At 47.6% G+C, this 13,273-nt stretch carries 13 protein-coding genes, 1 tRNA gene and 1 pseudogene; 3 read left to right on the forward strand and 12 right to left on the reverse strand.

Annotated elements, in window-relative coordinates:
- Positions 1-144 precede the first annotated feature (144 nt).
- From RSJ68_07210 to RSJ68_07265, 12 genes and pseudogenes are all read right to left on the reverse strand, one after another.
- Positions 145-882: a toxin-antitoxin system YwqK family antitoxin gene (locus RSJ68_07210; protein ID WNU96252.1), complete on the reverse strand. Its 738-nt coding sequence runs from the start codon at positions 880-882 to the stop codon at positions 145-147.
- A gap of 271 nt (positions 883-1,153) precedes the next feature.
- Positions 1,154-1,261: pseudogene (locus tag RSJ68_07215) on the reverse strand (IS5/IS1182 family transposase).
- Between the two features lie 75 nt (positions 1,262-1,336).
- Entirely contained in the window at positions 1,337-1,654 is a 318-nt protein-coding gene (locus RSJ68_07220; GenBank protein WNU96253.1) for a hypothetical protein, read from the reverse strand.
- Positions 1,638-1,940: an integration host factor subunit alpha gene (locus RSJ68_07225; GenBank protein WNU96254.1), complete on the reverse strand. Its 303-nt coding sequence runs from the start codon at positions 1,938-1,940 to the stop codon at positions 1,638-1,640. Before RSJ68_07225 ends, RSJ68_07220 begins: the two co-directional genes overlap by 17 nt.
- Positions 1,941-2,013: 73 nt before the next feature.
- On the reverse strand, positions 2,014-4,377 hold the full coding sequence (gene pheT / locus RSJ68_07230; GenBank protein WNU96255.1) for a phenylalanine--tRNA ligase subunit beta: 2,364 nt from the start codon (positions 4,375-4,377) through the stop codon (positions 2,014-2,016).
- Positions 4,378-4,519: 142 nt separating this feature from the next.
- The gene (locus tag RSJ68_07235) at positions 4,520-5,494 is read right to left on the reverse strand and encodes a hypothetical protein (GenBank protein WNU96256.1); all 975 of its coding nucleotides are present in this window, start codon (positions 5,492-5,494) and stop codon (positions 4,520-4,522) included.
- Positions 5,495-5,574: 80 nt separating this feature from the next.
- The gene (pheS, locus tag RSJ68_07240; GenBank protein ID WNU96257.1) at positions 5,575-6,567 is read right to left on the reverse strand and encodes a phenylalanine--tRNA ligase subunit alpha; all 993 of its coding nucleotides are present in this window, start codon (positions 6,565-6,567) and stop codon (positions 5,575-5,577) included.
- A gap of 246 nt (positions 6,568-6,813) precedes the next feature.
- On the reverse strand, positions 6,814-7,173 hold the full coding sequence (rplT, locus tag RSJ68_07245) for a 50S ribosomal protein L20 (GenBank protein WNU96258.1): 360 nt from the start codon (positions 7,171-7,173) through the stop codon (positions 6,814-6,816).
- 12 nt (positions 7,174-7,185) lie between these two features.
- Positions 7,186-7,383 (reverse strand): 50S ribosomal protein L35, encoded by a 198-nt coding sequence (gene rpmI / locus RSJ68_07250; GenBank protein WNU98371.1) that lies wholly within the window; start codon positions 7,381-7,383, stop codon positions 7,186-7,188.
- A 146-nt stretch (positions 7,384-7,529) separates the two neighbouring features.
- Positions 7,530-8,051: a translation initiation factor IF-3 gene (infC, locus tag RSJ68_07255; GenBank protein WNU98372.1), complete on the reverse strand. Its 522-nt coding sequence runs from the start codon at positions 8,049-8,051 to the stop codon at positions 7,530-7,532.
- Between the two features lie 17 nt (positions 8,052-8,068).
- Complete coding sequence (gene thrS / locus RSJ68_07260) at positions 8,069-9,982, reverse strand: threonine--tRNA ligase (protein ID WNU96259.1); 1,914 nt, start codon at positions 9,980-9,982, stop codon at positions 8,069-8,071.
- 54 nt (positions 9,983-10,036) lie between these two features.
- Positions 10,037-10,113, reverse strand: a tRNA-Val gene (locus RSJ68_07265).
- Positions 10,114-10,368: 255 nt separating this feature from the next.
- On the opposite strand from RSJ68_07265, the gene tgt reads away from it, so the two are divergent.
- The 3 genes from tgt to RSJ68_07280 all read left to right on the forward strand — a co-directional run bounded on the left by tgt (position 10,369) and on the right by RSJ68_07280 (position 13,209).
- Complete coding sequence (gene tgt / locus RSJ68_07270) at positions 10,369-11,484, forward strand: tRNA guanosine(34) transglycosylase Tgt (GenBank protein WNU96260.1); 1,116 nt, start codon at positions 10,369-10,371, stop codon at positions 11,482-11,484.
- Positions 11,485-11,661: 177 nt separating this feature from the next.
- Positions 11,662-12,672, forward strand: a complete 1,011-nt coding sequence (gene hemH / locus RSJ68_07275) for a ferrochelatase (GenBank protein WNU96261.1) — start codon at positions 11,662-11,664, stop codon at positions 12,670-12,672.
- A gap of 138 nt (positions 12,673-12,810) precedes the next feature.
- Positions 12,811-13,209, forward strand: coding sequence for a cytochrome c (locus RSJ68_07280; GenBank protein ID WNU96262.1), 399 nt, complete (start codon positions 12,811-12,813; stop codon positions 13,207-13,209).
- Positions 13,210-13,273: the final 64 nt, after the last annotated feature.

The raw sequence follows: 13,273 nt of genomic DNA on the forward strand, positions 1-13,273 counted from the left end.
TACTCCATAATTAATATGTTATAATATAACATTATACGCTATTTTAAAAATATCGCAAGTTCCCTCCAAATACCTTTTCATAAAAAAGAAATACGGATAAGGCATTAAACCTTACCCGTACTTCTTTTTCATGTATTTTAACGGTTATTCAACAACATAACCTTCTTTATCCCAATGCGTTTTCTTCACCAGCTGATCGTTGGAATAAACCGATTCTGACTTTTTGGCCCCATCTTCGTACCATTCCAAAACAATACCATTACGACGACCATTAGAAATGCTGATTTCCGATAAAATACGACCATTTTCGTCCCAACTCAAAATCTCAGTCGGTTTATCGTTGACCATATTCATTTCCATCTTCGGACTGCCGTCCGGATACCATTGCTTCCAATAACCGTTGGCTTTGTCGTGTTTGAACTGGATCTCGCTTTCCTTCACCCCATTACGGTAATATCGCGAACCGGTTCCTTCGCTCAAACCGTTTTGATAAGGCATCACAGCAGATTTCTTACCGTTCGGATACCAGTTTGTCCATTCACCGTTCGGCTTGCTGTTTTTATAAGTCCCTACCATTTTTTTCTGTCCGTTGAAATGCCAAAGCGTCAACGTCCCATTATCTAACACAGGAACAAATACTTTAATTTGCCCTGCAGGAACTTCATACGGATCAGAATATTTCTTCATGGACGGGTAATAAAAATCCTGCGCTTTGGCAATACCTGATTGAACCGTATATTGTCGGACATAAGCAACCGATGACATCGTTGCTGTAATTTTGCCATGTTGATTAAAATAAACAGAATGGGATTGCGCCCATGTTTGAGAAAATACGCCTAAAAGCAGTACGACAGCCAAACTTTTTTGCCAATATTGAATCATTGTCAGATTATCCGGAAACTGGAGCCAATAATATCGCTCCTTAGATTAAATGTGCAGATTGAAGTATTCCGACGACACATCATTGTGTTCGTATCATTATAACTTTCATAGCATGGATTGTTAAACACAATATCCGTGCAGGCTATTGATATAAAAGACAATAACTTCGAAAAATGGTTCAATTCAATACAAGCAGCATCAATACATCATTTAAAAACAGGTACCTATCATATTTATTAAGGATGTTTATAAACTAGGTAAATATTTTCTAATATAGTGGATTAACTTTAAACCAGTACGGCGTTGCCTCACCTTGCCGTACTGTCTATACTGTCTGCGGCTTCGTCGCCTTATCCTGATTTAAATTTAATCCACTATACATAGCAAGCCCCAAAATCCATAAAAACAAACAGCCGCTTCCCTTAGATAAGGAAGCGGCTGTTTATCTAATAAACTAAGCAAGTGCTTTTTGCAAATCTGCCAATATAGAATTCAGCCCTGCTTTAACCTCTTCCGCTTTTGCAGCAGGATGACCGTTTGCATCCAAAGAATCACGGCTGAAGCGGTCGACATAAGGCGCAAAGGTATCTTTCAGCTTCAGCAGTTTCACCACATCGGAACGGGTGTAACGATCGCCGCCGTAACCGACAACGATACCGTTCTCATGTTGCCACTGGGCAAATTGTGACGGGCTGATTTGCACCAGTTTGCACATTTCGTCCAGCGAGAAATAACGTTTTGCAGGAATAACGGGATTAACGTTGTTTGTCATAGTAATGCTCCACCATGCCTTTGAGTTTTTGGCTGGCATGGAAAGTTACTACGCGGCGGGCGGTAATCGGTACTTCTTCGCCGGTTTTCGGATTACGGCCGGGACGCTGCGGTTTGTCGCGCAACTGAAAATTACCGAAACCGGAAATTTTGATTTCTTCGCCGCGTGCCAAAGTGCTGCGGATTTCTTCAAAAAAGAGTTCGACGATTTCTTTGGCATCGTTTTTGGTTACATTGCTGACTTTATCTACCAAAATATCGGCCAATTCGGCTTTAGTTAATGTCATATTATTACCTTCTGTTGTAACAGGTGCAGATTATTACCAATTTCTATTTAAAATTCAAGCGAATATTTATTTTTTAGCTGCGAAGTTGCACTCCCGCAGCAGTTGCCGCGTCAATCAGTTTTCCGATAACCGGCTCGACTGTTTCATCCGTCAGCGTGTTTTCCATATCCTGCAAAATTACTTTGACCGCCATGCTCTTCATCCCTTCAGGCAGGCCCGTACCGCGATACACGTCAAATACGCTGATTTCCTGTACCAACTTGTTTGCTGCGCCGTTCAAGGCGGCCAACAAATCATCATGAGTCATGGTTTCAGGCATCACAAACGCCAAATCCCTGCGCACCGGCTGAAATTTCGATACTGCCTGATAACGCGTTTTTTCGCGTTCCAACACGGCGGCCATATCGATTTCAAATACCAGCGGCGCTTGCGGCAAGTCGTATTTTTGCAGCCATTTCGGGTGCAATTCGCCGACAAAGCCGATGACTTGGCCGTCTGAAACGATATTGGCGGCGCGGCCGGGATGCAGGGCGGGATGTTCGGTTTTGACAAACTCAACCACTTTGTTTTTCAAAAGATTTTCTACATCGGCCTTGATGTCGTAAAAATCCGCGTTGCGCGTTTTCTCGCCCCATTGTTCGGGCATCGCCGCGCCGTACCACAGGCCGCCGATGCGTTCGTTTTGTACAAACCGGCCATCTGAACCTTTGCTGAACACGCGAGCGATTTCAAACACACGCACGCGGTTTTGCTTGCGGTTCAGATTGTTTTGCAGAATTTCCACCAAGCCGCCGATGAGCGTGGAACGCATCACGGCATACTGAGCCGCCAGCGGGTTTTGCAGACGGATGGGGTTGGCGTTGGCGGCAAAATCGTGTTCCCACTGCTCGTCAACGAAGGCATAGCTGACCATTTCGCGGTAGCCGCGCGCCGCCATTTCGTTATAAACGGCAAAACGCGGACGGCGGGTTTCGGGCAGCGCCAGCATTTTCAGACGACCTGACGTGTAATCGTCGGAGATATTTTCATAGCCGTAAACGCGGCCGATTTCTTCAATCAAATCGGCTTCGATTTCGATGTCGAAACGGAAGCTCGGCGCGGTAACGCGGAAGCCTTCCGCCGTTTTTTCAGGCTGCAGGCCCAAGTGCTGCAAAATGGTTTCCACCTGTTCGGCAGGAATGTCCACGCCCAACACGGTTTTCAGACGACCCAAACGCAATTCGACCTGTTTGTTTTCAGGTAGCCTGCCCAACGCTTCCACCATTTCACCTGCCGCACCGCCGCAGATTTGCAAAACCAATTCGGTAGCGCGTTCGATGGCGTCAGCCTGCAAACGGTAATCCACGCCGCGCTCAAAGCGGAACGACGAATCCGAGCCAAAACCGTATTGGCGAGATTTGCCGGCAATGATTTCAGGCGCAAACCAAGCCGCTTCCAGCACGATATTTTGCGTGTCGTCTGAAACTGCACTCGCTGCGCCGCCCATCAGACCCGCCAAACTCAACGCGCCTTTTTCGTCGGCCACCACCAGCGTATTTTCAGACAGAGAGACGGTTTTCTCGTTCAGGCATTCCAGCGTTTCACCCTCTTGCGCGCGGCGGATGTGCAGGCTGCCTGAAAGTTTGTCGGCATCGAAAACATGCATCGGCTGACCGATTTCCAGCATTACATAATTGCCAATGTCCACCAGCGCGGAAATACTGCGGATACCGCTGCGCTCCAAACGCTGCTTCATCCAATCCGGCGTAGCGGCGCGCGCGTTCACGTTTTCAATCACGCGGCTGATAAAGCGGCCGCAATCGGCAGGCGCATCAATCTGCACGGGCTGTTTGCGGCTGCCCGTGATTGGCGCAGCATGGATTGCAGGCTGCTTGAACGCGCAACCCGTCAATGCGGACACTTCGCGCGCGATGCCTTTGATGCTCAGGCAGTCGGCACGGTTCGGCGTGATTTTCAGCGTGAAGACCGTGTCGTCCAAATCCAGATATTCGCGGATGTTTGTGCCAACGGGAGCATCTTGCGGCAGAATGTGCAGGCCGTTCACGCCGTCGTCGGGCAGTCCGAGTTCATCGGTGGAACACAACATTCCGTTCGACACCACGCCCCGCATCTTGGTCGGCTTGATTTTGAAATTGCCCGGCAACACCGCACCCGGCAATGAACACGGCACTTTGATGCCCGCTTTCACATTCGGCGCACCGCACACAATCTGCACCAACTCGCCCGTACCCGCATCGACTTGGGTAACGTTCAAACGGTCGGCATCAGGATGTTTTTCAACGGATTTCACTTCAGCAATTACCACGCCTGTAAACGCAGGTGCGGCAGTCTCGGCTTCTTCCACTTCCAAGCCGGACATGGTTAACAGGTGTTCCAGCTTATCGGCGGAAAGTTCGGTATCGGCTTGGGTTTTCAGCCATGAGTAGGAGAATTGCATGTTATGTTCTCAATCAACTAATTAACTTTTTATCAGATTTTGTTTTCAGACGGCGTTTAAGGCTACCTGAAAATGTGCAGGCTGCTTTTACTTTGTTGAAGTCAATGCTCTCAGGTAGCCTTTGCTTTGGGATTGCAGCCGTTTATTTCAAAGTAGCCTGCAACATGGTAATGGTATCCAAATATTTTTGCAGCTTGTCTACCGTCAAAATCTCATCGAACTCACTGCTAAATCGCGCAGGATATTGTGGCTCAAAATCGGTAACAGTCTTTAGAAATTGTGCGAAATTGGGATTTTTATCCGCCAATTCGTACACCACCGAATAATCCATTTTCTCTTTAAATCTCGCAGGCGACAAAATTACACTTTTCTCAATATTATCAATATTCAAATGGATAATCCCAATACCAAAACTCTGGCTTAGCTTTTGCAGTGCCTCAATAAACTGGCTATCCTGTTTAATGTGTAAAGCCACCAAATAGCCTTCATTCGCCCAACTGGAATTACTCACCGCCTGAAAGAAATATTCCTTGTAATTGGAAGTATTTAATTCTTTTTTCAGCTCAAACGAAAAAATCTTGATTGGTGAAATATCAAATTTCTTAATAAACGGCAACACATTGTTTTTCTGGTAATTAGCGTATTCAAAATTCACCGCCACCATATCAGGATACAGCCATTTATCTTCGCCTTTCTGCCCTTTGGAACTTTCTTCGTGAAAAATCGTTTTGGGATAGGCTTGGAAATAATCACTATGTTTTAAAAAATGTGCCAAAACTGGGTGCAAATCGCGTTCGTGGAACGTGGATTTCTTGGTATGAGTAAGGGAGACAGGCTGCTTTGAGGCGTGGTTAAACTGGTGTTTTAAAATGTATTGCTTAGGCTTGGTATTTGGGATCTCGACAAAATGCTCTTTATCGGTACGAATCCGTGCGTTAAATGTGGCAGACGGCGTTTTACCCGAGAATGTCTGCGTTATCTCATCAAATGTTTTTAACTGAAAATGCAGTTTATTCTGTAAGACAAATTCCCACAATTCAGTTGGCGTTATCGGACGATTCACCATTTCCATTGCCAACACCGCTAATTCTACAAACCCTAGTTTTCCGTCATCCATGCTCTAACTCCATTCCAATGGAAAAGGCTACCTGAAAACAAGTGCAGGCTGCTTTTTTCATTTTCGGATAATCTGCATAATCATTTCGTAAACTGCTTTAAAAAGTTCAAATCGTTATCAAAAAACAGTCGCAGATCGTTCACGTTGTAACGCAACATAGCAAAACGGTCGAGGCCAATGCCGAAGGCGAAACCGGTGTATTTTTCGGGATCGATATTCACGTTTTTCAACACGTTGGGATGCACCATGCCGCAGCCGCCGACTTCCAGCCATTTGCCGTTTTCGCCCATGATGTCGATTTCGGCGGACGGTTCGGTAAACGGGAAGAAAGACGGACGGAAACGTACTTGCAAATCATCGCGTTCAAAAAAGCGGCGGATAAAATCGGTGAACACGGCTTTCAAATCGGCGAAGGTTACGCCCTCTTCCACCCACAAGCCTTCGGCTTGGTGGAACATAGGCGAGTGCGTAGCGTCGCTGTCCACGCGGTAAACGCGGCCGGGGGCGATAATGCGGATGGGCGGCTCTTTTTTGTCGAGCATGTAGCGGATTTGAATCGGTGAAGTGTGCGTGCGCAAAACATCGCCGTTTTCAACGTAGAACGTATCCTGCATGGCGCGTGCCGGGTGGTTTGCGGGGATGTTCAGGGCTTGGAAGTTGTGGAAATCGTCTTCGATTTCCGGGCCGTCTGCCACTTCAAAGCCCATACCGCGAAAGAGTTCGACCACGCGCTGCAAAGTCAGGGTTACGGGATGCAGACCGCCATTTTCCTGCGCGCGTCCGGGCAGGGTAATATCGAGTGCTTCGGCAGCAAGCTGGGCTTGCAGTTTGGCTTCGTTGAGGGCATCGCGTTTATTGTTAAAGGCCGTCTGAAACTGGTTTTTGCACTCATTGATATGCGCACCTATGGTTTTGCGCTCTTCAGGCGACATTTGACCTAAGGTTTTCAGAAGTCCGGTCAACTCGCCGGTTTTACCAAGATAACGGGCTTTGATTTGTTCTAGAGCGTTGAAGTCTTGCGCGGCTTCTACTGCGGCAATGCCTTCTGCAACGATACGGTTTACATTTTCCATAGTGGTTTTATCGTCTGTCGGTTGATGATGGGTCGTCTGAAACAATGAGGTCGCCTGTATGGTTTGGTATTGCCAAACTTTTCAGACGACCTTTTATCGTTTACGGCCAATCCGTTTGATAGAATCGGCGTATTTTAGCGCAAATCAATTCAAAAAAATAGACTTTAAAGAAAGAAAATCAATCACATAGACTTTATTCAAACAAAGAAAAAAGGAAGCCGTAGCTTCCTTTTTAAATTTTTTGGATTAAGCAGCCAAAGCAGCTTTAGCTTTCTCAACCAATTGTGCAAAAGCGGCTTTATCGAATACAGCCAAATCAGCCAATACTTTACGGTCGATTTCGATAGAGGCGCGTTTCAGACCGTTCATGAATTTGCTGTAAGACAGACCATTTTCACGGGCACCTGCATTGATACGGACAATCCACAATTGACGGAATTGGCGTTTGCGTTGACGACGGTCACGGTATGCGTATTGACCGGCTTTCATTACCGCTTGCTTGGCAACGCGGTATACGTTTTTACGACGACCGCGGTAACCTTTGGCTAACGCGAAGATTTTTTGGTGACGGGCACGAGCGGTTACACCGCGTTTTACGCGTGGCATATTCTAAACTCCTTAAGCGTAGGGTAACATTTTAGCAACAGAAGCCAAATCGCGATCGTTTACCATAGAGGTACCACGCAGTTGGCGTTTGTTTTTAGTGGTCTTTTTAGTCAAGATGTGGCGTTTGAACGCATGAGCGCGTTTTACACCGCCGTTACCCAGTACTTTGAAGCGTTTTTTCGCGCTAGACTTGGTTTTCATTTTAGGCATGGGAAAACTCCATTCGTTATTAGATAAGGCATCAGGGGGTTTTAAAACATTGGTTTCAAACACTTGAACCCAAAATGCCACGGTTTTTGCCGCCAATCAAAAGCTTACTCCGAAGCGGCAATCGGGGTAAGCTGAAAATTATAACTTTATTTTTTCTTCGGTGCAATCATCATCACCATTTGACGGCCTTCCATTTTAGGGAAGGATTCGATTTGAGCCACTTCCGCCAAATCCTCTTTTACGCGCTCTAAAAGTTGCGCACCGAGTTGCTGGTGAGCCATTTCACGCCCGCGGAAACGAAGCGTAACTTTGACTTTATCGCCGTCAGCCAAGAAGCGGTTGATGTTGCGCATTTTGATTTGATAATCGCCTTCATCGGTACCCGGACGGAATTTGATTTCCTTAATTTGTACCTGCTTCTGGTTTTTCTTGGCTTCGTCGCGTTTCTTGGCTTGTTGGTATTTATATTTACCGTAATCCATCAGTTTGCACACAGGCGGTTTGGCAGTAGGGGAAATCTCTACCAAATCCACATCCTGCTCTTCGGCCATGGCCAAAGCTTCACGAACCGATACGACACCAAGCTGTTCGCCTGACTCACTGATTAAACGCACTTCTTTAGCGGTAATTTCGCCATTGATTCGTGCTTCGCGTTCTTGAGCGATGATGAATACTCCTATAAAAATTAATGGTTGACGAGGGCGTCTGCGATTTCTTGCTGCAGTTGCGCAATGAAATCATCCAAATCCAAAGAACCCAAGTCTTCTGCTTTGCGGCGCACAGCCACTTTGTTTTCTTGCTTCTCTTTATCGCCGACAACGATTTGATAAGGGAAGCGGTATTGGCTGTTATCACGGATTTTGTAACCGATTTTTTCGTTACGCAAATCCAGCTCTACACGGAAGCCAGCAGCCTGCAATTTGGCAGCCACTTCACGGCAGTAATCTGCTTGATTTTCGGTGATATTCATAATCACCATTTGAACCGGCGCCAACCATAGTGGGAAAGAACCTGCATGGTTTTCAATCAAAATACCGATAAATCGTTCCAAAGAACCCAAAATGGCTCGGTGCAACATTACCGGACGGGCGCGGTCATTGTTTTCGGTTACATATTCTGCATCTAAACGTTCCGGCAATACAAAGTCCAGTTGCAGCGTACCACACTGCCAAGAACGTCCCAATGCATCTTTAACATGATATTCGATTTTAGGTCCGTAGAACGCACCTTCACTCGGCAATTCGCCCCATTCCACGCCGCAAGCAGTCAATGCTTCGCGCAGGCCTTGTTCTGCCTTATCCCAGACGTCGTCTGAACCGGCACGCTTCTCAGGACGCAGTGAAAGTTTGACGGACACATCATGGAAACCGAATTGCTTGTAAATACGAACCAGCAATTCATTGAATGCCCGCGCTTCGCTGACGATTTGATCTTCGGTACAGAAAATATGCGCATCGTCTTGTACAAAACCTCGGACACGCATCAGTCCATGTAATGCACCGCTCGGCTCGTTGCGATGGCAAGAACCAAATTCTGCTAAACGCATTGGCAAATCGCGGTACGAGCGCAGACCGTTATTGAAAATCTGAACATGTCCCGGGCAGTTCATCGGTTTAACCGCGTATTCGCGCTTTTCCGAACTGGTTACGAACATATTGTCTTTGTAGTTATCCCAGTGACCGGATTTTTCCCAAAAGGTTTTATCCATGATTTGGGGGGTTTTGACTTCTTTGTAACCGGCAGCATTCAGCTCTTTACGCATATGCTGCTCGATAGTCTGCCACAAAGCCCAACCTTTGGGATGCCAAAACACCATACCCGGCGCTTCGTCCTGCAAGTGGAACAAATCCAGTTGCTTGCCCAATTTGCGGTGGTCGCGTTTTTCTGCTTCTTCAATACGCTGGATATAGGCTTTTAATTCATCTTTCGTCGCCCAAGCAGTGCCGTAAATACGTTGCAGCATTTCATTATTGCTGTCACCACGCCAGTATGCACCTGCCAGCTTGGTCAGCTTGAAGTTTTTCAGGAAGCGGGTGTTCGGAACGTGCGGACCGCGGCACATATCGACATATTCCTGATGATGATACATACCCATTGCTTCAACTTCGGGCATATCTTCAATCAGGCGCAGCTTATATTCTTCACCGCGATCTTGGAAAATTTTGATGGTTTCGGCTCGCGGAGTCATGATTTTGATTACATCATAATCTTGTGCAATCAATTCTTTCATACGCGCTTCGATGGCAGCAACATCTTCAGGCGTAAACGGTTTTTCCGTAGCAATATCGTAATAAAAGCCCTCTTCAATGACGGGGCCGATAACCATTTTTGCATTAGGATAGAGCTGCTTGACCGCATGACCGACAAGGTGGGCGCAAGAGTGGCGGATGATTTCAACGCCTTCTTGGTCTTTCGGGGTAATGATTTGGACGGTTGAATCTTCGGTAATCGGATCGCACGCATCGACCAATTTGCCGTTTACCTTACCCGCCACTGTCGCCTTCGCCAAACCTGCTCCGATAGACGCGGCAATCTGTGCCACGGTAACGGGCGATTCGTATTGGCGGACTGAGCCGTCCGGCAAGGTAATGTTCAACATCAAAAAAGCTCCAAAACATTAAAAAATAACGGCATAAATGCCGTTTGGGAAATTTGGTAGGCACGATTGGATTCGAACCAACGACCCCCACCATGTCAAGGTGGTGCTCTAACCAACTGAGCTACGTGCCTGTTTAACAGGGTTCGGATTATAGACGATACTTTGACGCAATGGCAAGTATGAAAACGAGATTTCAGACGACATTGTCGGAACATTGTGATTTTTTTGAAACATTTTCAACAGTGAACATCTCGATACGAATAAGGTCGTCTGAAATATTCAAACACCGCTATTGTGATGAAAATCCTTTATAATCGCGTTTTTACCTCAATCGTTTGACTGCACGGCGGCTTCGCTCGCCGTTTTCTACATTATAGATACAACCTATGCTCAAATTTACCTTACACAAAAAAGACGGTCATGCCCGACGCGGCACGCTGGAACTGAACCACGGCAAAATCGAAACACCCGTATTCATGCCGGTTGGCACTTACGGCTCGGTTAAGGCAATGAATCCGCAAAACCTGCACGATATCAAGGCACAAATTATTTTGGGCAACACTTACCATTTATGGCTGCGTCCCGGTTTGGAAGTCATCGAACAATTCGGCGGCCTGCACGATTTTATCGGCTGGAACAAACCCATCTTGACCGACTCGGGCGGTTTTCAGGTTTTCTCGCTCTCCGACATGCGCAAACTCACTGAAGAAGGCTGTACCTTCCAAAGCCCGATCAACGGCGACAGACTCTTCCTCTCGCCCGAAATCTCCATGAAAATCCAAACCGTACTCAATTCCGACATCGTGATGCAGTTGGACGAATGCACACCCGGCGAAGCAACGCACGAACAGGCGCAAAAATCCCTGCAAATGAGCCTGCGCTGGGCGGAACGAAGTAAAAAAGCCTTTGAAGATTTGAAGAACCCCAATGCCTTATTTGGCATCGTGCAAGGCGCGATGTATGAAGATTTGCGTGAAGAATCACTGCGCGGACTGGAACAATTCGACTTCCCCGGTCTTGCTATCGGCGGTCTGTCCGTCGGCGAACCCAAACCCGAAATGTACCGCATGCTGCGCGCCGTCGGCCCGATTTTGCCCGAACACAAACCACATTACCTGATGGGCGTCGGCACGCCGGAAGACCTCGTTTACGGCGTGGCACACGGCGTGGACATGTTCGACTGCGTCATGCCTACCCGTAATGCACGCAACGGCTGGCTGTTCACCCGTTTCGGCGATTTGAAAATCAAAAACGCCAAACACAAGCTCGACAAGCGTCCGATAGACGAAAGCTGCACCTGCTACGCCTGCCAAAACTTCAGCCGCGCCTACCTGCACCACCTGCACCGCACTGGCGAAATCTTGGGTGCGCAACTCAACACCATCCACAACCTGCATTTCTACCAAGTCATCATGGCGGAAATGCGCGAAGCGATCGAGCAAGGGAAATTTGCAGATTGGCAGGCGCAATTCCATGAAAACCGCGCCCGCGGAGTGGATTGAGATTGAACCATGATTATCGAGGTCGTCTGAAAACATTTATCTTTATTGACCCTTTGCTTTTCAGACGACCTTTTGTACAAAATATAGTAGATTAAATTTAAACCAGTACGGCGTTGCCTCGCCTTGTCCTGATTTAAATTTAATCCACTATATCATTCAATATTAAAGAAAGAAACCATGCCCCGTTTCCTGCCAGAGCCTCCCCTTCCCTACACCGACCAAACCCGTACCGCCGTCCTACTGCTTAACCTCGGCACACCGGATGCTCCGACCGCGCAAGCCGTCAAACCTTACCTGCGCGACTTTTTATCCGACCAACGCGTGGTAGAACTGCCGAAGCTGTTGTGGCAACCGATCTTGCGTGGCCTGATACTGACGCTGCGCCCGAAAAAAAGTGCGCATGCCTATGAAAAAATCTGGTTTAAAGAAGGCTCGCCCTTATTGGTTTATACCGCACGTCAAGCCGAAGCCTTGGGCAAACTACTGCCGGATGTAACCGTCCGCTACGCCATGACTTACGGCAACCCGGGCGTTGACGACGTCTTGGCGGAATTCAAATCGCAAGGCATCGGTAATCTTTTGGTAGTCCCGCTTTACCCGCAATATGCGGCATCAAGCACAGGCGCAGCTTTGGATAAAGTGTTCTTGCAATTACTGCGCCAGCGCAACCAACTCAGCATACGCACGGTATCCCGTTTCTACGATGATGCAGGCTATATCGAAGCCATGAAAAAGCAGATTCAGGCATATTGGGCGGAACACGGACGCGGCGAAAAACTGATGCTGAGTTTTCACGGCATACCGCAGAAACAGTACGACGAGGGCGACCCTTATCCCGACGAATGCCGCCATACCGCCAAACTGCTTGCCGAAGCCTTGGGACTGACTGAGCAGGAATATATCGTTTCCTTTCAAAGCCAGTTCGGCAAGGCAAAATGGGTTAAACCGAGTACGCAGGTTCTGTTTGACGAACTGCCGAAACAAGGCATAACGAAATTGGACGTTTTCTGTCCGGGCTTTATGGCAGACTGCTTGGAAACGATGGAAGAAATCGCTTTGATGGGGCGCGAACAATTTCACGCTGCCGGCGGTAAAGAATACCGCTATATCCCCTGCCTGAACGACGGCGCAGAATGGATAGCCGCGCTGGCAGATTTAGTGCGGCGCAATTTGCGCGGATGGGTTTGAAGTAGCCTTCCGTTTGTTTGACTTAAATCTAAGGTCGTCTGAAAAGCTTAGGCAGGATAGGTTTTCAGACGACCTTTATTGTATGATTGCCCTATTCCTTTAAAACAAAAACATTCCGACCATCTGCAAGGACAAACCATGAAAACCATCCACATCCTGACACTTGCCGCACTCTCCTGCTTTTCCGCCTCAACCTTCGCCGCCGATGCCGCACAGATGGCGCAAGGGCAGAAAATTTACGAAACCAACTGCGCCGCCTGCCACGGTAAAAAAGGCGAAGGCAGAGGCGCAATGTTCCCTCCCCTGTTCCGTTCCGACTACATCATGAAAAAACCGCAGGTACTGTTGAACAGCATGCTCAAAGGCATCAACGGTCCGATCAAGGTTAACGGCAAACCCTACAACGGCTTCATGCCTGCAACAGCCATCAACGAAGCGGACGTAGCAGCAGTTTCGACCTACATTATGAATGCATTTGATAACGGCGGCGGCACCATCACCGAAAAAGATGTGAAAGCGGCAAAAGGCAAAAAATAACCGCTCCCGTAATCAAGAGGTCGTCTGAAACCATGCTTTCAGACGACCTCTGTTATAATCGTTC

Origin of the sequence: Neisseria sp. DTU_2020_1000833_1_SI_GRL_NUU_006, assembly GCA_032388755.1 — a bacterium.
Taxonomy (GTDB): Bacteria; Pseudomonadota; Gammaproteobacteria; order Burkholderiales; family Neisseriaceae; genus Neisseria; species Neisseria sicca_C.

Bases quoted from the DNA above. Each gene is read 5' to 3' on its own strand.
- tgt (WNU96260.1), top strand. From the start codon at position 10,369: ATGCTCAAATTTACCTTACACAAAAAAGACGGTCATGCCCGACGCGGC.
- rpmI (WNU98371.1), bottom strand. From the start codon at position 7,383: ATGCCTAAAATGAAAACCAAGTCTAGCGCGAAAAAACGCTTCAAAGTA.
- RSJ68_07280 (WNU96262.1), top strand. From the start codon at position 12,811: ATGAAAACCATCCACATCCTGACACTTGCCGCACTCTCCTGCTTTTCC.
- RSJ68_07225 (WNU96254.1), bottom strand. From the start codon at position 1,940: ATGACATTAACTAAAGCCGAATTGGCCGATATTTTGGTAGATAAAGTC.
- RSJ68_07220 (WNU96253.1), bottom strand. From the start codon at position 1,654: ATGACAAACAACGTTAATCCCGTTATTCCTGCAAAACGTTATTTCTCG.
- pheT (WNU96255.1), bottom strand. From the start codon at position 4,377: ATGCAATTCTCCTACTCATGGCTGAAAACCCAAGCCGATACCGAACTT.
- hemH (WNU96261.1), top strand. From the start codon at position 11,662: ATGCCCCGTTTCCTGCCAGAGCCTCCCCTTCCCTACACCGACCAAACC.
- rplT (WNU96258.1), bottom strand. From the start codon at position 7,173: ATGCCACGCGTAAAACGCGGTGTAACCGCTCGTGCCCGTCACCAAAAA.
- RSJ68_07235 (WNU96256.1), bottom strand. From the start codon at position 5,494: ATGGATGACGGAAAACTAGGGTTTGTAGAATTAGCGGTGTTGGCAATG.
- pheS (WNU96257.1), bottom strand. From the start codon at position 6,567: ATGGAAAATGTAAACCGTATCGTTGCAGAAGGCATTGCCGCAGTAGAA.
- RSJ68_07210 (WNU96252.1), bottom strand. From the start codon at position 882: ATGATTCAATATTGGCAAAAAAGTTTGGCTGTCGTACTGCTTTTAGGC.
- thrS (WNU96259.1), bottom strand. From the start codon at position 9,982: ATGTTGAACATTACCTTGCCGGACGGCTCAGTCCGCCAATACGAATCG.